This window comes from Burkholderia sp. 8Y (assembly GCF_902506145.1).
Classification (GTDB): Bacteria; Pseudomonadota; Gammaproteobacteria; order Burkholderiales; family Burkholderiaceae; genus Caballeronia.
The window spans coordinates 694,160-719,325 of sequence record NZ_LR733520.1; the positions used below are offsets into that span (position 1 = coordinate 694,160).

Here is a 25,166-nt window from a genome sequence, read left to right on the forward strand (position 1 = left end):
ACGGCATAAGACTTGCATGTTTTCCGTCGCCAATTCGAGCAGCAACGACAACTGATGGAGTGACGCTGTAATGAGCAGATTGATCGTGGTATCGAATCGCGTCGCGCCGGTCCAGGAAGGCAAGCCCAGCGCGGGCGGGCTCGCGATCGGCGTGCTGGACGCGCTCAAGGAGACGGGCGGCGTGTGGTTCGGCTGGAGCGGCGAGATCGTCGGCGAGGCGGCGTCGCCCGTCGTCGAGAAAAACGGCAACGTGACCTATGCCACCGTCGGGCTCACGCGGCGCGACTACGACCAGTACTACCGCGGCTTTTCCAACGCGACTTTGTGGCCGACCTTCCACTATCGCAACGACCTCTCGCGCTTCGACCGCGAGGAGTACGCGGGCTATATGCGCGTCAACGCGACGCTGGCCGCGAAGCTCAAGACGCTGCTGCAGCCGGACGACATCATCTGGGTCCACGACTACCATCTGCTGCCGTTCGCGCAGGAGCTGCGCAAGATCGGCGTGACGAATCCCATCGGCTTCTTCCTGCACATTCCGTTTCCGGTGCCCGAAGTGATGCGCACGGTTCCGCCGCACGAGGAATTGATGGCGTCGCTGTGCCAGTACGACGTCGTCGGCTTTCAGACGGACAGCGACAAGCAGTCGTTCATCGACTATATCGAGCGCAGCGGCCGCGGCCACTTCAGCGACGACGGCATGTTGCAGGCGTTCGGCCGCATGCTGAAAGTGGGCGCGTATCCGATCGGCATCTATCCGGACGCTATCGCGAAAGCCGCCGAACAGTACTCGGGCCGCAAGCAGGTGAAGAGCCTGCGCGACTCCATGCGTGGCCGCAAGCTCATCATGAGCGTGGACCGGCTGGATTATTCGAAGGGTCTCGTCGAGCGTTTTCAGGCGTTCGAGCGGCTCCTGCTGAACGCGCCGGGCTGGCATGGCCGCGTGTCGCTCGTGCAGATCGCGCCGCCGACGCGCGCGGACGTGCAGACGTATCAGCGCATCCGCCAGAACCTGGAAGGCGAGGCGGGGCGCATCAACGGACGCTTCGCGCAGCTCGACTGGACGCCTATTCAGTACTTGAACCGCAAATACGAACGCAATCTGTTGATGGCGCTGTTCAGGCTGTCGCAAGTCGGCTATGTGACGCCGCTGCGCGACGGCATGAATCTGGTCGCGAAGGAGTACGTGGCATCGCAGGACCCGGAAGATCCGGGCGCGCTGGTGCTCTCGCAATTCGCGGGCGCGGCGGATCAGTTGCCGGGCGCGCTCGTCGTGAATCCGTTCGATCTCTCGCAGATGTCCGAGGCGCTGGAGCGCGCGTTGTCGATGCCGCTCGCCGAACGTCAGGCGCGCCATGCCGACATGATGGTGCCTTTGCGCAAGAACAATCTGTCCGTCTGGCGCGATTCGTTCCTCTCGGATTTGCGCAGCGTCGCCACCGCGACCTCCGTCACAGCGAAAACGGTCAAGACGGTGAAGCAGGGCGCGTCGGAAGCGAAGCGGCCGGCGCGGGCCTGATCCGCCGCTGTCGACTAATTAGCCCCGCGCTTCGCGAGAAGCGCGGGGCTTTTTTCTGCGCGACGCGAGCGCGGAACAGTCCTTGCGATCCCGTTCACGACACATTCGAAGGAGATCGATGATGACTGGAAGCACACTGAATCCGCCGGAAGAAGGCGGCGCGCAATGGGGCAAGGGGCACGGCACGGGCGCGCTCGGCCCGAGCGATTCGTCGGACTCCGGCTCTGACGTGCAGGGCGAGATGCGCCGTCCGGGCGATATCGAGGATGAACTCGACGCCCACGCGCTCGGCCTGTCTGATGCGCAACTGGACAGCGACACCGACCGCGCCGGCACGGGCGAGGACGCATCCGCCGACGGCGACAACAACCTCTTCGCGAACGCGGACATCCTGCCCGATGGCGTGGAGGACGAAACCGAAATCAGCGACATGGCCGACGACGAAGCCGTCGATCCCGACGCGGACGAAGACAGCGCCTGACCGTTCAAGCCGACCGGCCGCAGAAGAAAGGCGCGCGCGGATCACTCCGTGCGCGCCTTTTTTGCACGCGTATTGTCCGGCGAAGCTAACATCGGCGGTTGAGCCACGAAAGGCATGCCCGCGCCGCCACTTGCCGATGAATCGCGACGTTCCCGATCAGATGACACCGCTCGCCGAAGGCCGCACGACGCGCTTCGGCTGGCTCTCATGGGTCGCCGATCCCATCACGCAGTGGGTTCAGGATCACTGCCTGATGTTCTCGGCCGCCATCTCGTTCTTCGCCGCGTTCTCGCTCGCGCCGACGCTCGTCATCGTGATCGCGGTGGCGAGCATTTTCTTCGGCGCGGACGCCGTGCAGGGCCGTCTCTTCGCTGAGATCAGCGGCATCGTCGGCGCCGACGCAGCGCACACGCTCGAAGCAATCGTCGCGAACGCGTGGCACGCGGACATGGCGCGCAGCACCGCGGTGCTGTCCATCGCGGGCGTGCTGGTCGGCGCGTCCGCGACGTTTTCGTCGCTGCACAGTGCGCTGAACGTGATCTGGCCGACGCCCGTCGTGAGCACGCGCGAGAGCATTGTCGGGCTGTTGCGCGTGCGGCTGATGTCGTTCGCGCTCGTGGTCGGCGCGGGGCTGCTCGTCGTCGCGCTGCTGCTCCTGGATGCGCTCGTCGAAGTGCTCGGTCACTGGGCGCTCGGCGACGGCAATCCGTTCGTCGTGCTGTCCAGTCTCACGCGCCACGCCATTTCGATCGCGATGCTGATGCTCGCATTCTCCGTGCTGCTCAAGTTCTTGCCGACGACACGCATGCGCTGGCGCGACGCCGCCCTCGGCGCTGCCGCCGCCGCGCTTCTGTTCGAGGGCGGCAAGCGGCTTTTCGCGCTCTATCTTCAGCATGCGGGCACGGCCAATATGTTCGGCGCGGCGGGGTCGCTCGCGGTCATCCTGATGTGGCTCTACTACTCGGCGGCGGTCTTTCTGCTGGGCGCGGAGCTTTCCGCGACGGCGGCGCGAAAGCGCACGCACCGCGAGTCGGGGTGGCGGTGAGGAGAAGGGTCGCGCGGGTCACGCGGCTGTACTACTCGGCGGCGGTCTTTCTGCCGAACGCCGAGCTTTCCGCGATGGCGCGATGAAATCGCACGCACCGCGAGTCCGGCTGCGTTGACGAGAAGGGTCGCGCGGGTCGTGCGGCTCTATTACTCGGCGGCGGCCTTTCTGCCGCACGCGGTGCTTTCCGCGACGGCGCGACGAAAGCGCACGCATCGCGAGTCCTACTGGTGCTGACAAAAAAAGGCCGCCCGACTGGGGGCGGCCCGACAGTGGCGCTTCCTGCTGTACTGCTCTGCGATTCGCTTGACCGGGTCTTCGCTGAGTGCAGGGAGCGCGGAAACTGCTTGCGGCGTTCTGCCGTCAAGCCTGCCTGCGCAGTTCCGCAGGCGGCACCTTCATTAGATGCCGATACTTCGCGACCGTGCGGCGCGCGACGATCACGCCCTGATCGGCGAGCATCTTCGCAAGACTCACGTCCGAGAGCGGATCCCGCGAGTTTTCCTTCGCGATCATCTCCTTCAAGAGCGCGCGCACGGCGGCCGCCGAACACGTGCCGCCGCTTTCGGTGCTGAGTTCGCGCGGGAAGAAGTGCTTGAACTCGAAAATGCCGCGCGGCGTCGACATGTACTTGTTGCCCGTCGCACGCGAAATGGTCGACTCGTGAAGCCCGAGTTCATCGGCGACATCGCGCAGAACGAGCGGCTTCAGCGCAATCTCGCCGTAGTCGAAGAACGCCTTCTGATGCGAGACGATACATTCGGCCACGCGTTGGATCGTCGTGAAACGCTGCTGCGCGTTGCGGATCAGCCAGCGCGCTTCCTGCAACTGCTGGGCGAGCGGCGAACGGCTCGCGCCCGCCGATTGCGCGAACAGTTCCGCGTACATGCGGTGAATGCGCGCGCGCGGCAGCACCGCCGGATTGATGGTCACGACCCATTGCTTCTTGACCTGACGCACGATCACATCGGGCACCACGTAGTTGTCTTCGCTCTGGCCGTAGTTCTCGCCCGGCTTCGGATCGAGACGGCGCACGAGCGCGCACGCAATGCGCAGTTCATCGGCGCTGCAGCCGATCTTCTTCTGCAACTCGGCCTGCTCGCGGCGCGCAAGCCGCTCCAGATGATGCCCGACGATTTCGCGCGCGACATCGCGGCCCGGCGTGTCTTCGGGCATCGCGTCGAGTTGGAGGGTCAGGCATTCGGAGAGGTTGCGCGCACCTACGCCCGGTTTGTCGAGCGACTGCACGAGTTTCAGCGCGATGTTGAGTTCGTCTTCGTTGATGGCCGGCTCGATTTCGACCACATCGGCCAGTTCGCTCAGTTCCTGGCGCAGATAGCCGTCGTCGTCGAGCGCCTCGATGATGAGCTGCGCGACCGCGCGATCGCGTTCGTTGAGCTGATAGAGACGCAGCGCGTCGTGGAGCGTTTCGTGCAGCGACGGTTCGATGCGGACCCAGTCGGCGGGATCGGAGCCTTCGCCGTCGCCGTTGTTGCGCGACGCGGTGCGCCCGAACGGATCGGACGCGTATTCGCTGATGGAGTCGTCGCGCGAACCGCTGTCGGCGCCCGAATCGCTGTCCATGCTGGTTTCGGTGGCGAGCGGCGCCTCCGCGGGGCTGTCGGTGGCGGGCGAGAGCGCGGTGTCGCTCATCGAGTTGCCGTTGTCCGCGCCGAGCGCGTTGTCCTCGGTTTGCGACTCATCGTATTCGAGGAACGGGTTGGTATCGAGCGCGTTACGCAGCTCTTGCTGAAATTCGAGCGACGAAAGCTGCAGCAGGCGTACGGACTGCTGTAGACGCGGCGTGAGCGCCAGGCTTTGCTTGGTGCGGAGTTCGAGTGAAGGCGGCATTGCTTGCTAATCCTCGATGTTCTTGACGGGGTCGATGTGTGTGCCGACCACCTAAAGCAACAGCTATGCCATCGATTGCTAAAGCCATGCTGAGCTTGAGTTTTTTCTTTCGGCGAGCGCCGCATTGATGCGTGCGGAAGGCCGCTTTCACGCAGTTTTTACACGGGCTCAGACAAAAGCACCGCGCCGGGCGAGGCTTGGCGGACGGGCGTTTCGCCGCGCACGCCGGTCCGAAGCGCAGGGAGCCGAATTACCGTGCGCGCGCCGCCCGGCGCTGACTTCGAGCCGCGTGCGGCGCCGAACGTGGGTGCGCTTGTGCGCGGCCCGGCACGCAAGTTGCGGTGGCTGGGTTGCTTGATTGCGGTCGGCGCGGCGACGCGGGCCGCATGTCAGGCAACACGCGACAAGCAGCAGACCAGCAACATCAACGGGGCGCCTCATCCATGTCCTGCGGCACACGCGGGCAAGACGGAGGCGCAAGATCAGAACTGAAAACAAGGAGTATTGCCATGAAGACGACCCAATTCCTCAAAGCAGCCGGTGGTATCGCGTGCGTGATGTTCGCGCTCAACGCGGGCGCCCAAACCAACTCGACGTCGTCCTCCTCGGGCTCGGAATCGTCCGTTGGCCAGAAAATGGATCAGGTCGGCAAGAAGGTCGATGACAGCGCCGTGACGACCAAGGTCAAGGCCGAACTGCTCAGCGCGAAGAACGTGAAGTCCACGCATATCCACGTGAAGACGCGCGGCGGCGTTGTCTCGCTGACTGGCACGGTGCCGTCGGCGGAAGACAAGACCAATGCGGAACAGGTTGTCAAGGAAGTCTCCGGTGTTGCATCCGTGAAGAACCATCTCAAAATTGCTGCCGACTAACACGAAAGTGATGGCATAGTTCGTATGCCCGGCCTGCCTCGGCGGGTCAGGGCGCGAGCAACCGGACCCGCGCAGGAGTCCGATGCGTGGCCGAAAGAGGCCACAAATCGGGTTCCCGGCGCGGGTTCGTGCATCAGGCGGCCACGCCGCTCGCGACTCGAAGCAGAAGATGCATCACCTCGCAGCATCGTTGACACCCTAAAAACAGGACGGCCCGTTCAGGCGTCACTAGAGGCGGCCATGAAGCGTCGCATTGCGGCGCTCGAATGCCCCGGCAAAAGGAGCTCTTGATGAAGACGAAGAAGATGGCATTGATCGGCGCGCTGGCGCTCGCGTTCTCGACGACGGCGTTCGCGCAGGCATCGGACACCAGCGCGACGACGGACTCTGGCACGGCCACGCACGCGAAGAAGAAGGGCACCTATCTGCATCAGCAGAACAAGAGCCACAAGATGAAGGGCGCATCGGCGGCGGCGGCTGCTTCGTCGCTCGGCACGAACGACAAGGGCCAGCCGCAATAACACGCTGCGGTTCGCGCAAGATGAAACGGCCACGCGAGTGGCCGTTTTCTTTTCTACTGCCGCAATCGCCGCAATCGGCGCAACCACCCCAATCGCCGCAACCACCGGGCGAGCCCGGCAGTTGCGTGCGACAGCGTGCTATTGCTTAGGACTTCGCGGCTGCGTACTGATCGCGCAGGTCGCGGATGCGGTCGTGGTTCTCGACCACGCCCTGATACTGGCGTTCGACCACGGCGCGGATATCGGCCGGCAGGTCCTTGTCGAGCGCCTGGCGATAGTTCTTCTTCGCGGCGTCTTCACCGCGCTCGCATTCGGCCAGAATGGCGTGATCGCTCTGGCTCGTCACGGCCGACTTCACATCCACCCAGCCGCGATGCAGCGCGCCGGAGATCGAGCCGCCCGTTTCCGGCTTGCCGCCCAGACCCTGCACGAGATTCTGCAATTCGATGGCGCCTTGCGCGCAGGCTTCCGCGCGGTTCTGGAACAACAGCTTGAGGCTCGGGTCACGCGTGTCTTCGGCGGCCTTCAGAAAGCCCTTCTCTCCGTCCTTCGACGTTTCGACGAGATCATTCAGTACCGATACGACGTTCGTGCTCATGTATACCTCCTTGTAGTGACGAAGTTGCCAAAGCGCGGTCTCGAGCGTCGAGGAACGCGCTTGCCGGTTTGGTGTTGCATGCGGCGTGCCTGAGCGGGGGACGCATCGGCGTGGGCTTTGCCCCGCGCTGGCTCGCCACGAGCAAGGCAACAGGAGAAACAATAAAACCGTCCCCCGCGCTCGCGAATCGCGAGCTTTTCATATTCGTTGCAATCGTTGCGTCGGCAATCACGCTGCACGTTCGTGAGCACGGCATCGACCGCTCCGCGCGTGTGCGCGCGGCTTACACGCCGCTGTGCGAGCCGTCCGCGCATGGCGCGTCGAAAGCGCGGCTGCGTCCCGCCGATTGCAGCGTGAGCGCGAACGCGCCGGCGGTTCGCATCGCGGGGCGGTGGGTTTGAATCGCGCATTGCTCGGCAGAACGAAAAAGCGCCCGGCGGACCGGGCGCTTTCGCTTTCAAGTTGCTGCTCGCGGACTTAAAACGCTGTCTATGCCCGCGGCTGCGCGTACTGGTCGACCGGTTGCGGCGGCTTGAGCGGATCGAAGTCGCTCCAGCGGCCTTGCTTCCAGCGGCCCGATGCGCGTTCGATATCGAGACCGCCGGCTTCGCGCAGGATCGTCGCGGCGCGGTCGTACGTCTCGGGCGACACGTGCACGGCAACGAGCACGCCGGAGTGGCGCGTCGGCTCCTCGGCCTGCTCGGGCGTGCCGGGCTTCTTCTTCGTATGCGACATCGCGCCCGCGAGCGAGCCGATATACGCGCCGAGGCCCGCCGCGACGACCGAAACCAGCAGCGGCGCCTTGAAGACCGCGAAAATCGCCGCGCCGATGATCGCGCCGACGACCGCGCCAATCGTCACGCCCTTGCCGGCGCCTTTGGGCGCGGCGCTCGCGCCTTTATCGGTGCTGACGTCGCCGCCTATCGGAAAGCGCGCGTGCTGCCCGCTTGGCGTGACGAAGAAGAGCGTCACGTCCTCTTCCACGAAGCCGTTCTCGAAGAGCCGCTGGGCGGCCGTTTCGGCGGCTGGAAAAGTCTGGAACCGGCCCGCGATGATCAGGGACATGTTTCCTCCTTTTTAGTGTCGGTTGGTCGGTTGCGGCCCGCGCAGCGCGCAGCCTTTCGAAGAGACGCACGCGGGCTCATTCCGGCTCCATGCCCGCGACGCGAAAGAGCCCGCTGCGCAACACGACGGACTGGCCGCCGTTGTCGTCGAGCGCCTCCGCGCACACCGCGCGGATGCGCGCCGCGCCGCTTTCGAACGCGGGCAGCAGGTCTTCTTCGCGCGGCGACGGCGCGCCGAAATGGTCTTCCAGCGCCTCCGCGCTGATGGAGCAGACTACCGCTTCGCCGTCGACGAGCGCGGTGAAATGAATCGCGAGGTCGTCGCCGTTGAAGACGGGGGGATCGTCGGAAAACGTGATGTGCATGGTCGAGTCCTCATAAGCCGGACGAGGGCCGGCGCACGCGCGGACGGACAGGGCGTCCACGCGGTCGAGAAGGTGCCCGGCGCTCATGACGCCTTCGCCTTGGCTAGTTGCTGCGCCATCGCGTAGTGATGACGGAGAATCGGCAGTGCCTTCGCCGCCGCCGCCTTCAACGCGACATCGTTGCCTTTTTCACTCTCTTTCGCGAACAGTTCGACCGCCTTTTGATGCGCGGCCAGCGCGACTTTCTCAATATAGGCCTTGTCGAACTCGGCCCCTTTTAGATTTTGCAGACTGCCGGTGACGGACGAATCCGCGCTCGGCGGCGACGTGATGCCGTGGCGCTTTGCGATCACATCGAGATTGCGCGCGAGCTTCGCGTGATCCGCGATCATTCGCTGTGCGAAGTCCTTCACGTCTTTGTCGCCCGAGCGCGTGAGCGCGAGCTTGCTCGCGGCGATCTCGGTCGCGCCCGCCGTGCCGGCGTCCTGGATGAACTGCTGATCGGTCGCCGAGAGTTTCTGCGATTGCGCCGCGTTCTGCGTCGCCGTGATGCTTGCGGCGTTGGCGGCGCTCGCGGCGTCTTCGGTCTGGGCCTGCGCGAGCGTGGCGCAGGCTGCGAGCGAAAGAGCGATGAAGCGGCTGGCGAGTGACATCGGCGTGGCTCCGGTTCGTGGGTCGAGCCGGCGCATTCAGGCGGCGCGCGCCTTGCCGAGCGCCTCGATCAACGCCTGATTGAAGGCGGGCAGGTCGTCGGGCTTGCGGCTCGTGATGAGATTGCCGTCGATCTGCACTTCCTGATCGACCCACGTGCCGCCCGCGTTGCGCACGTCGTCCTGAAGGCTCGGCCAGCTCGTCATCGTGCGGCCCGCGACGATGCCAGCGGAGATCGGCAGCCAGCCGCCGTGGCAAATGACGGCGATCGGCTTCTTCCCCTGATTGGCTTCCTTGACGAACGCCTGCGCTTTCGCGTCGAGGCGGATGGCGTCGCCGTTCACGACGCCGCCCGGCAGCACGAGGCCGTCGTAGTCGGCGGCGGTCGCTTCGTCGAGCGTGCGATCGACTTTCACGGTGTCGCCCTTGTCGACGTGCTTGAAGCCCTGAATCGTGCCGGTTTTCTGCGAGATGACATCGACTTGCGCGCCGGCTTCCTTCAGCGCGCGCTGCGGTTCGACGAGTTCGGCCTGCTCGAAGCCGTCGACGGCGAGGATGGCGACCTTAAAGCCGTTGAGGGAAATTGCCATGAACACACTCCTTTAATGCTCGTTTTCGGGCGGTCGCGCGACAGGCTCACGCGCGGATTCACGTTCGAAATCGGAGCAAGGGATGTGCCTAGTTGGATTGGCTTATCGTCTGCGATGAAGGCGGAAAGGGGGAGATGGGCGAGAGATCGGCGGCGAGATGCGGGGGACATCGGCGGCGAGCTAGGCGGCGAGATGCGATGCTGCGACTGCCGGCCAGCCCACGCATGCTGAGGACAGCCGCCGCCGAGACGACCGCCGCGACGCTGAGCGCGATTAATGGCACGCGATTCGGCTTAAGTCCGAAGTTCAGTGCAATGAGCGCAGCGCGTGTCACGCCGTCTCGACGCTGCCATTCGCCCGCCAGCCGCAGCATGCTGACGACAGCCACCGCCGCCGAGAACACGGCCGCGACGCCGAGCGCGGCGAACGGCCCGCGATGAGGTTCGAGTCCGAAGATCAGCGCGCGTCAAGCCGTCGCGAAGCTCCCATTGCCGGCCAGCAGGAGCATGCTGACGATAGTCGCCGCCGAGAGCACCGCCGCCACGCCGAGCGCGATCAACGGCCCGCGATTAAGTCGGAGTTAGAAAATCAACGCATCGAGCACGCGGCGCGTCAAGCCGCCTCAAACTGCGCTCGCCGGCCAGCCGCACCATGCTGACGACAGCCGCCGCCGCCGAGAGCACCGCCGCCACGCCGAGCGCGATCAACGGCCCGCGATGCGGCTCGAGCCCGAAGATCAGCGCGACGAGCGCAGCGCCCGTCAAGCCGCCTCGACACTGCGCTTGCCGGCCAGCCGCAGCATGCTGACGACAGCCGCCGCCGCCGAGAACACCGCCGCCACGCCGAGCGCGATCAACGGCCCACGATGCGGCTCGAGACCGAAGATCAGCGCGACGAGCGCGGCGCCGAGCGTCTGCCCGGTCAAGCGCGCAGTGCCGAGCATGCCGCTCGCGCCGCCGCTGCGATGACGCGGCGCGGACGAGAGCATCTGGCGATTGTTCGGCGACTGAAAGAGGCCAAAGCCGAGCCCGCAGATGGCCATGCGCCACGCGATGTCGAACGCGCCCGGATGCGCGCCGACGGTTGCGAGCAGAACGAGCCCCACGGTCAGCACCGCCAGCCCGATGCCGCCGAGCAATCCGGCCGGATAGCGGTCCGAGAGGATGCCCGCGAGCGGCGCGACGAACACGATCACGAGCGGCCACGGCGTCATCAGAAAGCCGGTCTGGACCTGACTCATGCCGAAGCTGTCCTGCAGCAGAAACGGCAGCGAGACGAACGCCAGCATTTGCGCGCAGAACGAACAGACCGACGTGCCGATCGACAGCCCGAATACCGGAATGCGCAGCAGATCGACGGGCAAAAGCGGCGCGCTTTGCGTCAATTGCCGCCGCACGAAGAAGTAGCCGATCACGCCGGTCACGACGAACTCGCCGATCACGAACGGGCGATGCTCGCCGTGGCCGAGTCCATCGACCGCGATGATCGCGATGCCGAAAAACAGCGCGTTGAGCACCGCGCTCAGGTAATCGTACGGCTGCCGGTGCCCCGGCGTGCGCGGCAGCGCCTTCAGGCCGATGGCGCACGCAATGAGACCAATCGGCACGTTGATCGCGAAGAGCCACGGCCACGACGCCACCGACAGCACGCCCGAAGCGACGGTCGGACCGATCACCGACGAAATCGCGACCACGGTGGCGTTGATGCTCACGCCGCGCCCGAGCTGCTTGTGCGGATAGATGATGCGGACGATGGCCGTGTTCACGCTCATGATGCCCGCCGCGCCGAAGCCCTGCACGACGCGCGTGACCGTGAGCGCGACGAGCGATCCGGACAGCGCGCAGCCGAGCGACGAGATCGTGAACAGCGCGAGGCCGCCGAGATAGACGCGGCGGTAGCCGATCCGGTCGCCGAGCGAGGCGAGCGGCAGCAGCGAAATGGTGACGGCGAGCTGGTACGCGTTGACGACCCAGATGGACGAGGCGGGCGTCGCGGACAGATTGCGCGCGATGGTCGGCAGCGCGACGTTGGCGATGGCGCCGTCGAGCACGGCGAGCGTGATGCCGAGCGCGACGACGGCAATCGCCCAGTAGCGTTGCGGAAGCGGAAGACCTTGTTCGGAATCCATCGATGGGCTTTCAGTGGCCGGGCGGCGCATTGTATGACGCGCCGTTTTCATTTCGCTTGTGTCGATTGCGAAGCCGCGCGTGTCGCGCGGCCCCGCCTCGTCGCCCGCGCGTTACTTGAGTTCGTAGAGACCCGTGTACGTCGCCGAATCGACTTCGTTCAGGTGCGTCATGAAGCGCGCGACGGCGTTCGTCGCGTCCGGGTCGAGCGGCAGCTTTTCGGCCTGCAGCGCGTGAACGCGGAAGATATAGCGATGCGGCTTGTCACCGCGCGGCGGCGCGGCCCCGCCGAAACCGACCGTGCCGTAGTCGTTGCGAAGCTGCAATGCGCCCGCCGGCAGCAGACTGCCGTCCGCTTTGCCCGCGTTGCGCGGCAGCGAGCGGACATCGGCGGGAATGTTGACGACGACCCAATGCCAAAAGCCGCTGCCCGTGGGCGCGTCCGGGTCGTAGACGGTGAGCGCGAAGCTTTTAGTCTCGTCGGGCGGGTCTTCCCACTGGAGCGCGGGAGAAATGTTGTCGCCCGACGTGCCGAACGCCTGCATGTCGAGTTCCTGCGCGCGGGTCATGAAACCGTTCGCGGGAAATTCGTCGGACCAGATACGGAAATCAGCCATGAGAGTCTTGCCTCCTTGTAAGCGTTAGGAGCGTGCCCCGCATCGCGTGGCGCCCGTCCGATGCGCGAAGCCACGCAGCGAATGTGCCCGCGATGAAGCGCCAGGCGCCGCGGGGAGCCGGTCGAGTGTAGCATCCGCCCCTGAATGTTTTTCGTGGTGGTTTGCGCCGACGGACGTCGCTGTTATGCGCTTATCGGCAAGCACCGACCGCTTCTTATTTACCGATGCGATTGACCGGCTCCGAAGCGATGGGCCGCTCTCGGCCATGCCGCAGGCAGTGCGCTTTTGGGACGCCCGCGCCACGTGCGATCTCGGCAAGCCGTTTTGATCGCAGCGCGCCTAAGTCGAGGTTTTCGCGCAAGCACAACCGCTCCTTATTCGCCGACGCGGTCGACCGGCTCCGAAGCGATGGGCCGTTCCCGGCCATGCCGCCGGCGATGCGCTTTTACGACGCTTGTGCCACGTGCCACGCAAGCGATCTCAACAAGACGTTTCAATGACAGCGCGCCCCGGCGACGAAGACGCCCGGACGAAGTGCCACGGAAGGCGATCGGCAGCCTGTTTCGATTGCACCGCGCCGCTGCGAAGACGCGCGCGCAGAGGCGCGCGCGTCGGCAAACCGTCATGAGCGGCATCCGGCCAGTTGCCCGACGTGAACGATCGGCTGCGCTCGGGCATGACATTGAGCGTCGCGACGCGCCTCTCGAATCCATGCCGCAGCGCGCACTGCAGAAAGATCGCAGCCCTACGCGGACCCGCGCTACTGCGGCTGCGTCACTTCGTCGATACCGCGATCGAGCGCCGGACACGCCTCGCCGATTTCCTTCTTGTACTCGGCAGGATTGCTCGTCTTCAGTTCGTCGAAGCGGTCCACGGTGGCCTGCGCCTGCTGATAACCGAGCGTCCATTCGGCGTCGAAGTCGGGCGCGTCCGCGAAGTTTGCCCGCGCGGCGTCTTTGAATCGCGTGACTTTCGCGGCATCGATGTGACAGATATCGGCCGCGCCGCGTGCGATGTTCGCGCTCGTCATGACGCCTTCGGCGGCAAGCAGTTGCGGCCTCGAAGGATGACCGGGCGGAAGCTGCGTTTGCGCCGACGCGCCCACGCACGTGGCGCAAAATAACGCGAAGCATGCGGCGCGAACGGTCGGATGCGGCATGCGGAGTCGATGCAATCGGATGAGGGATTCGGGCATCGAAAAAGTATAGATGAAGCCCCCGGAAAGCAGGGCTTTCCTTGCAAACCCTTGGCAAAGAAGGCGCTGACCCCCATGCTAGAATCGTCTTTCAACGCCGTTCTCAGACGCAAAAATGAAAAAAGCAAGCAAGGCCGCCACCGAGGTGAGCAAGGCCGCCAGTGCTGCGTCCTCGCCGGCCGCGTCGGAAGGGCGGCGCAAGTACGATCCTGAGGAGACCAAGCGCAATATTCTCGACATCGCCACGCAGGAATTCTCGGCGATGGGTCTCACGGGCGCGCGCGTCGATGCCATCGCGGAGCGCACCAACACCACGAAGCGCATGCTGTACTACTACTTCGGCAGCAAGGAAGGGCTGTACGAGGCGGTGCTGGAACAGGTCTACGGCGACATCCGCACGCTGGAACAGGAACTCGAACTCGCGGAAATGGACCCGGAAGAGGCGCTGCGCGAGCTGGTCGGCTTCACGTTCGATTACCACGACAAACATCGCGATTTCGTGCGTCTCGTGACGATCGAGAACGTGCACGGCGCGAAGTACATCGAGCAGTCGAAGACGTTCAAGTCGCGCAATTCCACCGTCATCAAGACGATCGAGGATCTCATCGCGCGAGGCGTGGCGGCGGGGCGCTTTCGCGACGATGTCGAACCGCTCGACCTGCACCTGATGATTAGCGCGTTCTGCTTTCATCGCGTGGCGAATCGCCATACGTGGGGCGCGGCGTTCGGGCGCGATCCGTCCGGGCCGCGCTCGCGGGCGCGGCATCGCGACATGATCATCGAAGCGGTGCTGTGCTACATGCGGCGCGAACACTGAAAAACGGCGGCGCTCTTGCGAGGCCGCCGTTTCATCCTGAACAGCTGCATCTAAGCGTCAGCGTGCAGCAACGTCTGAAAGTGCGCGAACATGCGCTCGGCGTCAGGCTCCTGTCCCGTGAAGATGCGCAGCGCATCCACCGCCTGACAGACCGCCATGCCGCCGCCGCTCACCGTGCGGCAGCCGAGCGCCTTCGCCGTCTTCAGCAACTCGGTTTCGAGCGGAAAGTAGACGATTTCCGCGACCCACAAGTCCTTGTGCAGATATTCCGCCGGCAGCGGCATGCCGGGCAGCTTCGCCATGCCGGTCGGCGTCGCGTGAATCAGACCGTTGGCCGGGCGCAATGTCTCGCGCAGGTCGCCGCCGCTCGTCACTTCGCGGTCCGGGAAGCGCGCAGCCAGCTCCGCCGCGAGCGATGATGCGCGCGCCTCGTCCGAATCGAACAGCGTCAGCGCGTTCGCGCCCATGACGAGCGCCGCATGCGCCACCGCCGCGCCCGCGCCGCCCGCGCCCAGTTGCACGACGCGGCCGAGCGGCGCATCCGGCAAGCCGCGCTGGAACGCCCGCGCGAAGCCGGACCAGTCCGTGTTGTAGCCGATGCGCTTGCCATCCCGGAGCACGACCGTGTTCACCGCGCCGAGCGCGCGGGCGTCGGGGTCGAACTCGTCGAGCAATGGGATCACGCTTTGCTTGCACGGATACGTGATGTTGAGACCGTCGTAGCCCATGCGTTCGGCCGCGATCAACAAGTCGGGAAGCGCGGACGGGTCGAGCTTCAGCGCCTGCAGGTCGATGCGCCGATACACGTAGTTCAGGCCGAGCACGCGGCCTTCCTGCTCGTGCATGGCGGGCGTCAACGAGCCGGCGATGCCCGAGCCGATCAATCCAATGAGGTAAGACGTTTTGCTGGTCATGCGAGTGCTCCCGCGAAAGAGGCTAGACGCTCGCATCTAGCGTACAGCAGTAAAAGGGGGCGCGATGTTGCAGTGCGGCGATGTCAGGCGCAGTGTGACGGCACGCGCGCATCCTGTCCTTCGGTATTTTCACGTATTTTGTACCATCTAGTTAGTTTGTTATCCTCGCACACAATGACGTGGATTGCGTGCAGAGCGCCTACACTCTAACGATCCACCCCGCAACGAACGTACCGACATGCAGAGGAGGCAGCGATGCCGCGATCCACTCCGACATCCATCGCGACATCCATCGCGACATCCATCGCGACGGTTTCCATCAGCGGAACGCTCGTCGAAAAGCTGAAGGCGATTCGCGCGGCGGGCTTCGACGGCGTCGAGATCTTCGAGAACGATCTGCTCTATTTCGACGGCACGCCCGCCGACGTGCGCCGCCTGTGTGAAGACCTGGGCCTCGCCATCTATCTGTTTCAGCCGTTTCGCGATTTCGAAGGCGTGAGTCCCGAGCGGCTCGCGAAGAACGTCGAGCGCGCGAAGCGCAAGTTCGACTTGATGCACGAACTGGGCGCGGATCGCATGCTCGCGTGCAGCAACGTGTCGCCGGACACCGTCGCTAACGACGCGCTCATCGTCGATCAACTCGGCGTGCTTGCGCGCCTCGCCGAGGAAGCGGGCGTGATCGTCGGTTATGAGGCGCTCGCGTGGGGCCGCCACGTGAATTCCTACAAGCACGCGTGGCGTCTCGTCGATGCCGTCAATCATCCGAGTCTCGGCCTCGTGCTCGACAGCTTTCATACGTTGTCCATCGCCGATTCCGTCGACGAAATCGCCGCGATTCCGGGCGATCGCATCGCGTTCGTGCAAATCGCCGATGCGCCCGTGCTCTCGATGGACGTGCTCGAATGGAGCCGCCACTATCGCTGCTTTCCGGGGCAGGGCGCGTTCGATGTCGCGGGCTTCACGGCGCGCGTGCTGGAGGCAGGCTACACGGGGCCGCTTTCGCTCGAAATCTTCAACGACGGCTTTCGCGCCGCGCCGACCGCCATCACCGCGGCGGACGGGCATCGCTCGCTGCGCTTTCTCGAAGAGCAGACCCGCGCGATCATGGGCGAGCGCGCGCCCGCCGCACTGTTCGATCCGCCCGCGCCGCCCGAGCATATCGGCTTCCAGTTCCTCGAGTTCGCCGTGGACGACACGACGCGCGAGCACGTCGCGGGCTGGCTGCGCAAGCTCGGCTTTCGGCTTGCCGGCACGCATCGGTCGAAGGACGTGACGCTGTATCGGCACGGCGCGGGATCGATCGTGCTGAACGCCGAGGCCGACTCCTTCGCGAGCGCGTTTTTCCAGCAGCATGGCTTGTCGCTGTGCGCGTCGGCGTTTCATGTCGATGACGCCAAGTGCGCGTTCGAGCGCGCCGCCGCTTACGGGTCAAAGCCGTTTTCGGGTCGCGTGGGACCGAACGAGCGCGTGGTGCCGGGCGTGCAGTCGCCGGACGGCAGCCTCGACTATTTCGTCGATGAAGCGCCCGGCGCCCCGACGTTGTGGGAATCGGATTTCGTCCTGACCGACATCGACGGACCGTATGAAGTCGGACCGCTTGCGCGCATCGACCACGTGTGTCTTTCGCTGCCCGCCGAGGCGCTCGATACGTGGGTGCTGTTCTTCCGAAGCGCGTTCGGCTTCGAGACGGAAGCGAGCGTGCTCGTGCCCGATCCGTACGGCCTCGTGCGCAGCCGCGCGGTGCGAAGCCGCGATGGTTCGGTGCGGATCGCGCTCAACGCGTCGATGGATCGCTTCACGGCGGTGGCCGAATCGCTCTCGACGTATCGCGGCTCGGGGCTGAATCACGTCGCGTTCAGCACGCCCGATATTTTCGACGCCATTCCGCGTCTCACGGCGGACGGCGTCCAGTTCCTGCGCATTCCGCGCAATTACTACGACGACCTCGTGGCGCGCTACGGCCTGCCCGACGAGCAGATCGACGCGATGCGCGAGCACAACATCCTCTACGATCGTGACGAGCGCGGCGGCGAGTTCTTCCACGCGTACACGGAGCAGCTCGATCAACGTTTCTTTCTGGAAGTGATCGAGCGGCGCGGCGGCTACGACGGCTACGGCGCAGCCAACGCGGCGGTGCGGCTCGCCGCGCATGCGCAGCAGCAGCGCGCATGCGACCCTTCGTAGGGCCGTTACCGGTACAGATACCGACGGAAGGTTGCCGGACGCCGCCTATGATTGAAGCATGACGGCAGCGGCAAGAAGGAGGGCGCCATGCTCGACTATTCCGACATTCTCATCGGCGTGGCGGCACTCGCCGCGATCGGCCTCGTGCTGCTCGCGCATGACTGGCGCGAGGAGTATCGCGAGCGCCGGGCGCATCGGCCGAGCGGCGCGATGCGCGAAGTCATGCCGAGCCGTGCGCTACGCGATTGGTGGCTCAGGCACCGGCACTGAGCGGACAAAGCCGCGCGCCGCTAACCGCCTGCTGCGGCAAGCGGTCCGTCGGGCGCGGGGCGTTCGCCATCGCCCGTGGCCGACGCGGCTTCGAAAGCATCGATATACAGATACAGCCGGTGCACGGTCTGAATCTGCGTGGGGGAGAGATGGGCCTGGCGCGTGATGACTGCGAGCCGCCCGCGCCAGTACGAAGGCGGCAGCAACGGACCGCCGAGATCGCACGACAACGAACGACGCAGCACCTTTTGAAGGTGCGCCAGGTCCTGGTCTGCCAGCAACGCCGAAAACGCGCCCTGGAGCTTGAGATCGGAAATGGGGTCCATGTGTCCGATGGCGGCGCCGTCCGGTGGAACTTGATAGGGACAAACCCGCGATTTTTTCGCCAAACCTTTGCGCCGATGCTTTTTAGTTGCCCGTGCGCATGGCCGTCGATGCCGTTTGCTATACTCTGCGCTCCCGCCGGCCGGACGCCGCTTTTAGTGCGTTTCGTGCGTTTCGTGCGCTTCGTGCGCTTCGGCCCCGGCGGGACGTGCGGTCCGCTCCCCGTAGTTCAATGGATAGAACGAGTGCCTCCTAAGCGCTAGATGCAGGTTCGATTCCTGCCGGGGGGACCACGATAGCCTCCCCTCGCGCCGTCGCCTGCCGCCTGTACAGTGCCGCACGGCCGCCGCCTCCGCCCGCATTGGACCACCAGCCGTTTCCCCCGGATAATGCGAGCACTCATCCTGCTCACGGCCCATGCGCTCATGACGGAAATCGAATCCGCGGTGCTCGTGTTCCTTCTGCTGCTCGCCAGCACCGGCATCGGCGCGATCATTCGGCCGCTGTTGCCCGAGGAGCACAAGGCGCAGAAGACGGTGCAACTCGTGCAGCTCGTCGTCGGCATGCTGGTGACGTTCGCGGCGCTCGTGCTCGGGCTGCTGACGGCATCCGCGAAAACCGTGTTCGATACCACCGACAACGACGTGCGCGCCTACGCCGCCGCGATCATCGAACTCGACAACGCGATGCGCGATTACGGCGCCGACCTCGATCCGACGCGCTTGGTCTTGCGCAGCTACACGGCGGCGGCCATCGCGAGCACATGGCCGGCCGAACCGCATCCGCCGGGCGACTACTATCCGCGCGTGGAACCGTCGCCGCATGCGAGCGGCAAGCTCGCGAGCCGCGAGCTCGGCGAACTGCTGGATCGCGGGCAGCGTCAGGTGCGGCTCCTGAAGCCCGCCGATACCTATCACCGCAAACTCGCCGACGACACCGCCACGCGCTTCGACCAGCTCATCGCGCTGCGCTGGAAGCTGATCGAGGAAGCGCACGGCACCATTTCCTATCCGTTCGACCGCATTCTCGTCGGCTGGCTGCTCATCATCTTTTTGTGCTTCGGGCTGATCGCGCCGCGTAATGCGCTTTCTCTCGTGACGATCATGCTGGGCGCGCTTTCGATTGCATCCGCCGTGCTCGTCATTCTCGATCTCGATACGCCGTTCACCGGCTCGATCATGGTTCACAGCCAGCCGATGCGCGAGGCGCTCGCCTACCAGAGCCGCTGATGCCGCCGAATCTCTACGCCGACCCGCGCCTCGTCGCGCTCTACGACACCCTCAATCCCGCCGGTCCCGACACGGCGTTCTATGTCGCGCTGGCCGACTCGGAGGCGCACGTCATCGATCTCGGATGCGGCACCGGGCTGCTCGCGTGCGAGCTCGCGAAGGAGGGCTATCGCGTGACGGGCGTCGATCCGTCGCCGCAGATGCTGAAGATTGCGCGCGGGCGGCCGTTCGGCGATCGCGTGACGTGGATCGAAGGCGATTCGTCCGCGCTGCCGTTCGTCGGCGCGGCGGATCTGCTGTTGATGACCGGCCACGTCGCGCAGGTCTTTCTCGACGATGCATCGCTCCTCGCGACGCTCAGCGCCGCGCGGCGCGCGTTGCGTCCAGGCGGGCGCATCGCGTTCGAGAGCCGCAATCCGGCGGCGCGCGCGTGGGAGAACTGGACGCCCGAACGCTCGCGGCGACGCATCGAAAGCGCCGACGGACGCGCCGTCGAGGTCTGGCAGGAGCGGCACGCGAGGCCCGATCCGCTGACGACCGGCCGCGTCGCGTTCACGACTCACGCGCGTTTCGACGGCGAGACCGAAACACTGCATGCCAAAAGCGAACTGCGCTTTCGAAGCCGCGACGAACTCGCGCATCTGCTGACGCGCGCGGGCTTCGCGCAGACCGACTGGTATGGGGACTGGAACCGCGCGCCGGTGGACGAGACGAGCCGCGAGTTGATCGCGGTGGCGCGCTAAAGAGACGCCGCGAGCGCGGCGCCGTGTTGCATCAGAACTCGACGACGACGAAATCTTCCTTGCCGACGTCGCATTCCGGACAGCGCCAGCTCGCGGGAATATCGGCGAAACGGGTGCCCGGCGCGATGCCCTGACCCGGCAGGCCGTCCTGCTCGTTGTAGACCCAGCCGCAAATCAGACACACCCAGCTTTTGTATTCGATGACTTCGCTCACGACAGACTCTTGATTCAAATTGAAAAGGGCCGTGCAAGCCCGAGAGTAGGGCTCGGGAAACGGCGAGCCGGCATCTTACCCGAAGCGCCGTCGCAAAAAACCGTGTCCGATGCGATTAACCGTAAGGCAGGTGTATGCTGGGTCGCCGTTGCGGCCAGCCGCGACGCTCCCTCCCCCGACAAGGAGAACAACATGCTGAACAAGACCGTTTTAGCCGGCGCCATCGTCGTTGCGGCGGCCTTCGCGGGCGCCGCGCATGCGCAGTCGCGCGTGTACTTCGTCGAGCCGAAGGACGGCGCCACCGTCACGAGCCCTGTCCACGTGAAGTTCGGCGTCGAGGGCATGACGCTCGCGCCGGCCGGCACGATGACGGAAGGCACGGGCCATCACCATCTCCTGATCGACAGCGGCCCGCTGCCCAAGGGAACCGTGATTCCCGCGAACGAGACGTCGCTGCATTACGGCAAGGCGCAGACCGAAGCCGACGTGAAGCTGCCGCCCGGCGACCACACGCTGACGATGCAGCTCGGCGACGGCGCGCATCGCTCGTACGGGCCGGAGATGGCGCAGACGATCAAGGTCCACGTCAAGTAGGCGCAACGGCAGACGGGCGCGCCGTGGGCGTTGCGCGCCTCGTCCGTTCGGCCAACGCGGCGTTCGGCGCGGGGGAACATCGGTACAATGACCGCTTCCTCGGTATCGCCATTCGTTCGCATTCATCCCCATGTCGCTTTATTCCATCACGGACGCACAGCTTGCGTTCGGCCACGTCGCGTTGCTGGATCACGCCGACTTCTCGCTCGAAGCCGGCGAACGTGTCGGGTTGATCGGCCGCAACGGCGCGGGCAAGTCGTCGCTGCTCAAGATCGTCGCGGGACTCGCCGCGCCCGACGACGGCCTCGTCACGCGTCAGAGCGAACTCACGACGGTCTATGTGCCGCAGGAGCCCGAATTCGATCTGGACGCTTCCGTGTTCGATGTCGTCGCCTCCGGCCTCGTCGATGCGCGCACGCTGCTCGACGAATACGACAGCGTCGCGCACCGGCTCGCGGACACGCCCGAAGGCGCGGAGCACGACGCGTTGCTCGCGCGCATGAACACGCTGCAATCGGCGCTCGATACGCGCGATGCCTGGAACTGGCGCACGCGCGTCGCGACGACGCTCGCGCAGATCGGACTCGACGGCGATGCCCGCGCGGGTTCGCTCTCCGGCGGCATGAGAAAGCGCGTGGCGCTCGCGCGGGCGCTCGTCGTGCAGCCGGACGTGCTGCTGCTCGACGAGCCGACCAACCATCTGGACTTCGAAGGCATTCGCTGGCTCGAAGAACTGCTCGTCACGCTGCGCACCGGGCTCCTTTTCATCACGCACGACCGCGCGTTCCTGGATCGCGTGGCCACGCGCATCGTCGAACTGGATCGCGGGCGCTTGCTGTCGTATCCGGGCAACTTCAGCGCGTATCAGATTCGCAAGGCGCAGCAGCTCGAAGTCGAGCAAGTGGAACAGGCGAAGTTCGACAAGCTGCTCGCGCAGGAAGAAGTGTGGATTCGCAAAGGCGTGGAAGCGCGGCGCACGCGCAGCGTCGGGCGCATTGCGCGGCTCGTCGAAATGCGCAAGGAGCGCGCCGAACGCCGCAACGTGCAGGGCAATGTCAGACTCGATGTCGGACAGGGCGAGAAGTCCGGCAAGATCGTCGCGGAACTGACGGACGTGACCAAGCGTTACGGCGCGCGCACCATCGTCGACAGTTTCACGGCCACCGTCATGCGCGGCGACAAGATCGGTCTTGTCGGGCCGAACGGCGCGGGCAAGACCACGCTGCTCAAGCTGATCCTCGGCGAGTTGCAGCCCGACGAAGGGCGCGTGCGCATCGGCACCAACATTCAGACCGCGTATTTCGATCAGATGCGCGCGCAGCTCGACCTCGACAAATCGCTCGCGGATACCATCAGTCCCGGCAGCGAGTGGGTCGAGGTGAACGGCGTGAAAAAGCACGTCATGAGCTATCTGGGCGACTTCCTGTTCGCGCCCGAGCGCGCGCGCTCGCCCGTGCGCTCGCTGTCGGGCGGCGAGCGCAATCGCCTGCTGCTGGCGCGCCTCTTCGCGCGCCCGGCGAACGTGCTGGTCCTCGACGAGCCGACCAACGACCTCGACATTCCCACGCTCGAACTGCTCGAAGAACTGCTCGCCGATTACGACGGCACCGTGCTGCTCGTGAGCCACGACCGCGCGTTTCTCGACAACGTCGTGACGTCCGTCTTCGCGGCGGAAGGTGGCGGGAAGTGGCGCGAGTATGTCGGCGGCTTCTCGGACTGGCAGATTCAGCGCGAACGTTCGGACCGCATCGCCGAAGAAGCGGCGCGGCAAACCGCGAAAGAAGCGCCCAAGGAAGACGCGCCGAAGGAAAGCGCGGCGGGCCGCAACGCGCAGCGCACGGTCAAGCTCTCGTTCAAGGAGCAGCGCGAACTGGAGGCGCTGCCCGCGCGCATCGCGGAGCTGGAAGAGGAGCAGAAGCGCATCGGCGCGCAGCTCGAAGACGGCTCCATCTTCGCTACCGACGCGAAGGAAGGCGCGCGCCTGTCCGAGCGGCACGCGGCCATCGAAGACGAGTTGCTCGTCGCGCTGGAACGCTGGGAAGCGCTCGAAGCGAAGCGCGGATAGACGTTCTTCGCCGCGCGTTTCACGCTGTCTTTAGCGCGTCCGAGGTGGGCGCGGCGGGCGAAAACCGCTATTCTCCTAGCGCGGCCGGATCGGCTGGCGGGGCGAACGCCTCGCTCACGCGTGTCCGGTCAGGCAATCTTGAGCATTCGACAAGGCATTCGATAAAGCATTCGCCGGCATCGCGGCGTCGTGCGGTGACGATTCCCGTGCGTGGTCGCGAAGCCGGATCAACGTTCAACTATGTCCACGAAAAAATCCAGTGCGGCCGAAGCAGCCATCGAACAGCGCGCCGCGGGCGCCAGGCCGCGCGCCATGAGCGCGAAGGCGGCCGGTTACAGCGAAGCATCGATCAAGGTGCTGAAGGGGCTCGAGCCGGTCAAGCAGCGGCCCGGCATGTACACGCGCACCGAGAATCCGCTGCATATCGTTCAGGAAGTCATCGACAACGCGTCCGACGAAGCCCTCGGCGGATACGGCAAGCAGATCATCGTGACGGTCCATGCGGACAACTCGGTCTCGGTGGAAGACGACGGCCGCGGCATTCCGTTCGGCCTGCATCCCGAAGAAGGCGTGCCGGTCGTCGAGATCGTGTTCACGCGGCTGCATGCGGGCGGCAAGTTCGACAAGGCCGCGGGCGGCGCGTACACGTTCTCGGGCGGCCTGCACGGCGTCGGCGTGTCGGTGACGAACGCGCTCGCCACGCGCCTCGAAGTCACCGTCTGGCGCGACAACAAGGTCGCGCAGCTTGCCTTCGCCAATGGCGATGTCATCGAGCCGCTCACGACGCGATCGCCCGAACGCGGCGAGAAGAAGACGGGGACGCGCGTGCGCGCCTGGCCGAACGCGAAGTATTTCGATTCGCCTAATCTGCCGCTCGGCGAGTTGCAGCGCCTGTTGCGCTCGAAGGCCGTGCTGCTGCCGGGCGTCGAAGTGGTGCTCGTCATCGAAAAGACCGGCGAGCGTCAGACGTGGAAGTACGAAGACGGTCTGCGCGGCTACCTGCTCGAAGGCATGGGCGGCAGCGAACTGCTGATTCCGCTTTTCGAAGGCGAGCGTTACGCGGACAACGCGCGCACGACGGAGGAAACCTTCGCGGAAGGCGAGGGCGCGTCGTGGGTCGTCGCGTGGAGCGAGGAAGGGCCGCTTCTGCGCGAATCGTACGTGAACCTGATTCCGACGCCCGCGGGCGGCACGCACGAATCCGGCTTGCGCGACGGGCTCTTTCAGGCGGTCAAGAACTTCGTCGAGATTCACAATCTTCAGCCGAAGGGCGTGAAGCTTCTGGCCGAAGACGTGTTCGCGCGCGTGTCGTTCGTGCTGTCGGCGAAGGTGCTCGATCCGCAGTTCCAGGGGCAAATCAAGGAGCGTCTCAATAGCCGCGACGCCGTGAAGCTCGTGTCGTCGTTCTCGCGGCCGGCGCTGGAGCTGTGGCTCAATCAGCATGTCGAATACGGCAGGAAGCTCGCCGAACTCGTGATCCGCCAGGCGCAGGCGCGCACGCGCGCCGGGCAGAAGGTCGAGAAGCGCAAGAGCTCGGGCGTGGCCGTGCTGCCGGGCAAGCTCACGGACTGCGAATCGACCGACATCACGCGCAACGAACTCTTTCTGGTCGAGGGCGATTCGGCGGGCGGCTCCGCGAAAATGGGCCGCGACAAGGAATTCCAGGCCATTCTGCCGTTGCGCGGCAAGGTGCTGAACACGTGGGAAACCGAACGCGACCGGCTCTTCGCCAACAACGAGGTGCATGACATCGCGGTGGCGATCGGCGTCGATCCGCACGGTCCCGACGATCAGATCGACCTCTCGAATCTGCGCTACGGCAAGATCTGCATTCTGTCGGACGCGGACGTGGACGGCGCGCACATTCAGGTGCTGCTGCTCACGCTCTTCTTCAAACACTTTCCGCAACTGATCGAACGCGGTCACGTGTGCGTCGCGCGTCCGCCGCTCTTTCGCGTGGATGCCCCGGCGCGCGGCAAGAAGCCCGCGCAAAAGCTCTACGCGCTCGACGAAGGCGAACTCGAAGCGATTCTCGACAAGCTGCGCAAGGACGGCGTGCGCGAAACGCAATGGAGCATCAGCCGCTTCAAAGGGCTCGGCGAAATGAGCGCCGAGCAGCTCTGGGACACGACGATGAACCCCGACACGCGGCGCCTCTTGCCGGTCCGCCTGGGCGATCTCGGCTTCGATCTCACGGTATCGCGCATGACCATGCTGATGGGCAAGGGCGAAGCGGCGTCGCGCCGAAGCTGGCTCGAAGAGAAGGGCAACGAAGTGGAAGCGGACATCTGATGCCGGCTCCGGAAAACGCATAACG

Annotated in this window: 27 protein-coding genes and 1 tRNA gene; 15 read left to right on the forward strand and 13 right to left on the reverse strand. The window is 65.3% G+C overall.

The window, feature by feature from the left end:
- The first annotated feature begins 70 nt into the window (after positions 1-70).
- From otsA to GV035_RS13820, 3 genes are all read left to right on the forward strand, one after another.
- Positions 71-1,519: an alpha,alpha-trehalose-phosphate synthase (UDP-forming) gene (gene otsA, locus GV035_RS13810; RefSeq protein WP_159835635.1), complete on the forward strand. Its 1,449-nt coding sequence runs from the start codon at positions 71-73 to the stop codon at positions 1,517-1,519.
- A 118-nt stretch (positions 1,520-1,637) separates the two neighbouring features.
- Complete coding sequence (locus GV035_RS13815) at positions 1,638-2,000, forward strand: chemotaxis protein (protein ID WP_159835636.1); 363 nt, start codon at positions 1,638-1,640, stop codon at positions 1,998-2,000.
- 136 nt (positions 2,001-2,136) lie between these two features.
- Positions 2,137-3,045 carry a YihY/virulence factor BrkB family protein gene (locus tag GV035_RS13820; protein WP_159835637.1) on the forward strand — a complete coding sequence of 303 codons (909 nt, stop codon included), beginning with the start codon at positions 2,137-2,139 and terminating at the stop codon, positions 3,043-3,045.
- Between the two features lie 363 nt (positions 3,046-3,408).
- Here GV035_RS13820 and GV035_RS13825 read toward each other — a convergent pair whose 3' ends face one another.
- On the reverse strand, positions 3,409-4,896 hold the full coding sequence (locus tag GV035_RS13825; protein ID WP_159835638.1) for an RNA polymerase factor sigma-54: 1,488 nt from the start codon (positions 4,894-4,896) through the stop codon (positions 3,409-3,411).
- Between the two features lie 509 nt (positions 4,897-5,405).
- Here GV035_RS13825 and GV035_RS13830 point away from each other — a divergent pair.
- Both GV035_RS13830 and GV035_RS13835 read left to right on the forward strand, forming a co-directional pair.
- Entirely contained in the window at positions 5,406-5,768 is a 363-nt protein-coding gene (locus GV035_RS13830) for a BON domain-containing protein (RefSeq protein ID WP_159835639.1), read from the forward strand.
- Between the two features lie 290 nt (positions 5,769-6,058).
- A complete protein-coding gene (locus GV035_RS13835; protein WP_159835640.1) occupies positions 6,059-6,289 on the forward strand; it encodes a hypothetical protein in 231 nt (76 codons plus the stop codon).
- A 145-nt stretch (positions 6,290-6,434) separates the two neighbouring features.
- On the opposite strand, the gene GV035_RS13840 is transcribed toward GV035_RS13835, so the two are convergent.
- Positions 6,435-6,887 carry a PA2169 family four-helix-bundle protein gene (locus GV035_RS13840; protein WP_159835641.1) on the reverse strand — a complete coding sequence of 151 codons (453 nt, stop codon included), beginning with the start codon at positions 6,885-6,887 and terminating at the stop codon, positions 6,435-6,437.
- A gap of 68 nt (positions 6,888-6,955) precedes the next feature.
- Here GV035_RS13840 and GV035_RS13845 point away from each other — a divergent pair, with 68 nt between their 5' ends.
- A complete protein-coding gene (locus tag GV035_RS13845; RefSeq protein WP_159835642.1) occupies positions 6,956-7,288 on the forward strand; it encodes a hypothetical protein in 333 nt (110 codons plus the stop codon).
- Positions 7,289-7,376: 88 nt separating this feature from the next.
- Here the strand turns inward: GV035_RS13845 and GV035_RS13850 are convergent, their stop codons facing one another.
- From GV035_RS13850 to GV035_RS13885, 8 genes are all read right to left on the reverse strand, one after another.
- A complete protein-coding gene (locus GV035_RS13850; protein WP_159835643.1) occupies positions 7,377-7,952 on the reverse strand; it encodes a hypothetical protein in 576 nt (191 codons plus the stop codon).
- 76 nt (positions 7,953-8,028) lie between these two features.
- Positions 8,029-8,403 carry a DUF1488 domain-containing protein gene (locus GV035_RS13855; RefSeq protein WP_236572600.1) on the reverse strand — a complete coding sequence of 125 codons (375 nt, stop codon included), beginning with the start codon at positions 8,401-8,403 and terminating at the stop codon, positions 8,029-8,031.
- Positions 8,400-8,969 carry a DUF4142 domain-containing protein gene (locus GV035_RS13860; RefSeq protein WP_159835644.1) on the reverse strand — a complete coding sequence of 190 codons (570 nt, stop codon included), beginning with the start codon at positions 8,967-8,969 and terminating at the stop codon, positions 8,400-8,402. The genes GV035_RS13855 and GV035_RS13860 overlap by 4 nt, the downstream gene beginning before the upstream one ends.
- A gap of 36 nt (positions 8,970-9,005) precedes the next feature.
- Positions 9,006-9,557: a type 1 glutamine amidotransferase domain-containing protein gene (locus GV035_RS13865; protein WP_159835645.1), complete on the reverse strand. Its 552-nt coding sequence runs from the start codon at positions 9,555-9,557 to the stop codon at positions 9,006-9,008.
- Between the two features lie 569 nt (positions 9,558-10,126).
- Positions 10,127-10,321 carry a hypothetical protein gene (locus GV035_RS13870; protein WP_159835646.1) on the reverse strand — a complete coding sequence of 65 codons (195 nt, stop codon included), beginning with the start codon at positions 10,319-10,321 and terminating at the stop codon, positions 10,127-10,129.
- Positions 10,318-11,685, reverse strand: coding sequence for an MFS transporter (locus tag GV035_RS13875; protein ID WP_159835647.1), 1,368 nt, complete (start codon positions 11,683-11,685; stop codon positions 10,318-10,320). Before GV035_RS13875 ends, GV035_RS13870 begins: the two co-directional genes overlap by 4 nt.
- A 111-nt stretch (positions 11,686-11,796) precedes the next feature.
- Positions 11,797-12,300: a YbhB/YbcL family Raf kinase inhibitor-like protein gene (locus GV035_RS13880; RefSeq protein ID WP_159835648.1), complete on the reverse strand. Its 504-nt coding sequence runs from the start codon at positions 12,298-12,300 to the stop codon at positions 11,797-11,799.
- Between the two features lie 760 nt (positions 12,301-13,060).
- Positions 13,061-13,459, reverse strand: coding sequence for a hypothetical protein (locus GV035_RS13885; protein ID WP_236572601.1), 399 nt, complete (start codon positions 13,457-13,459; stop codon positions 13,061-13,063).
- A 151-nt stretch (positions 13,460-13,610) separates the two neighbouring features.
- On the opposite strand from GV035_RS13885, the gene GV035_RS13890 reads away from it, so the two are divergent.
- A complete protein-coding gene (locus GV035_RS13890; protein ID WP_159835649.1) occupies positions 13,611-14,312 on the forward strand; it encodes a TetR/AcrR family transcriptional regulator in 702 nt (233 codons plus the stop codon).
- A 50-nt stretch (positions 14,313-14,362) separates the two neighbouring features.
- Here the strand turns inward: GV035_RS13890 and GV035_RS13895 are convergent, their stop codons facing one another.
- Complete coding sequence (locus GV035_RS13895; RefSeq protein ID WP_159835650.1) at positions 14,363-15,226, reverse strand: shikimate dehydrogenase; 864 nt, start codon at positions 15,224-15,226, stop codon at positions 14,363-14,365.
- Between the two features lie 291 nt (positions 15,227-15,517).
- Here GV035_RS13895 and GV035_RS13900 point away from each other — a divergent pair, with 291 nt between their 5' ends.
- The gene (locus GV035_RS13900) at positions 15,518-17,410 is read left to right on the forward strand and encodes a bifunctional sugar phosphate isomerase/epimerase/4-hydroxyphenylpyruvate dioxygenase family protein (protein ID WP_159837896.1); all 1,893 of its coding nucleotides are present in this window, start codon (positions 15,518-15,520) and stop codon (positions 17,408-17,410) included.
- Between the two features lie 87 nt (positions 17,411-17,497).
- The gene (locus GV035_RS13905) at positions 17,498-17,680 is read left to right on the forward strand and encodes a hypothetical protein (RefSeq protein ID WP_159835651.1); all 183 of its coding nucleotides are present in this window, start codon (positions 17,498-17,500) and stop codon (positions 17,678-17,680) included.
- A 20-nt stretch (positions 17,681-17,700) separates the two neighbouring features.
- Here the strand turns inward: GV035_RS13905 and GV035_RS13910 are convergent, their stop codons facing one another.
- Positions 17,701-18,006, reverse strand: coding sequence for a hypothetical protein (locus GV035_RS13910; RefSeq protein WP_236572602.1), 306 nt, complete (start codon positions 18,004-18,006; stop codon positions 17,701-17,703).
- 216 nt (positions 18,007-18,222) lie between these two features.
- On the opposite strand from GV035_RS13910, the gene GV035_RS13915 reads away from it, so the two are divergent.
- The 3 genes from GV035_RS13915 (at position 18,223) to GV035_RS13925 (ending at position 19,976) form a co-directional block, all read left to right on the forward strand.
- Positions 18,223-18,297 (forward strand) — tRNA-Arg (locus tag GV035_RS13915).
- Between the two features lie 132 nt (positions 18,298-18,429).
- Positions 18,430-19,233 (forward strand): bestrophin-like domain, encoded by an 804-nt coding sequence (locus GV035_RS13920; protein ID WP_159837898.1) that lies wholly within the window; start codon positions 18,430-18,432, stop codon positions 19,231-19,233.
- On the forward strand, positions 19,233-19,976 hold the full coding sequence (locus GV035_RS13925; protein WP_159835652.1) for a class I SAM-dependent methyltransferase: 744 nt from the start codon (positions 19,233-19,235) through the stop codon (positions 19,974-19,976). Before GV035_RS13920 ends, GV035_RS13925 begins: the two co-directional genes overlap by 1 nt.
- Before the next feature lie 31 nt (positions 19,977-20,007).
- On the opposite strand, the gene GV035_RS13930 is transcribed toward GV035_RS13925, so the two are convergent.
- The gene (locus GV035_RS13930) at positions 20,008-20,190 is read right to left on the reverse strand and encodes a rubredoxin (RefSeq protein ID WP_159835653.1); all 183 of its coding nucleotides are present in this window, start codon (positions 20,188-20,190) and stop codon (positions 20,008-20,010) included.
- Between the two features lie 192 nt (positions 20,191-20,382).
- Here GV035_RS13930 and GV035_RS13935 point away from each other — a divergent pair, with 192 nt between their 5' ends.
- From GV035_RS13935 to GV035_RS13945, 3 genes are all read left to right on the forward strand, one after another.
- The gene (locus tag GV035_RS13935) at positions 20,383-20,784 is read left to right on the forward strand and encodes a DUF4399 domain-containing protein (protein ID WP_159835654.1); all 402 of its coding nucleotides are present in this window, start codon (positions 20,383-20,385) and stop codon (positions 20,782-20,784) included.
- Positions 20,785-20,914: 130 nt separating this feature from the next.
- Entirely contained in the window at positions 20,915-22,849 is a 1,935-nt protein-coding gene (locus GV035_RS13940) for an ATP-binding cassette domain-containing protein (RefSeq protein WP_159835655.1), read from the forward strand.
- A 312-nt stretch (positions 22,850-23,161) separates the two neighbouring features.
- The gene (locus GV035_RS13945) at positions 23,162-25,141 is read left to right on the forward strand and encodes a DNA topoisomerase IV subunit B (protein WP_159837900.1); all 1,980 of its coding nucleotides are present in this window, start codon (positions 23,162-23,164) and stop codon (positions 25,139-25,141) included.
- Positions 25,142-25,166: the final 25 nt, after the last annotated feature.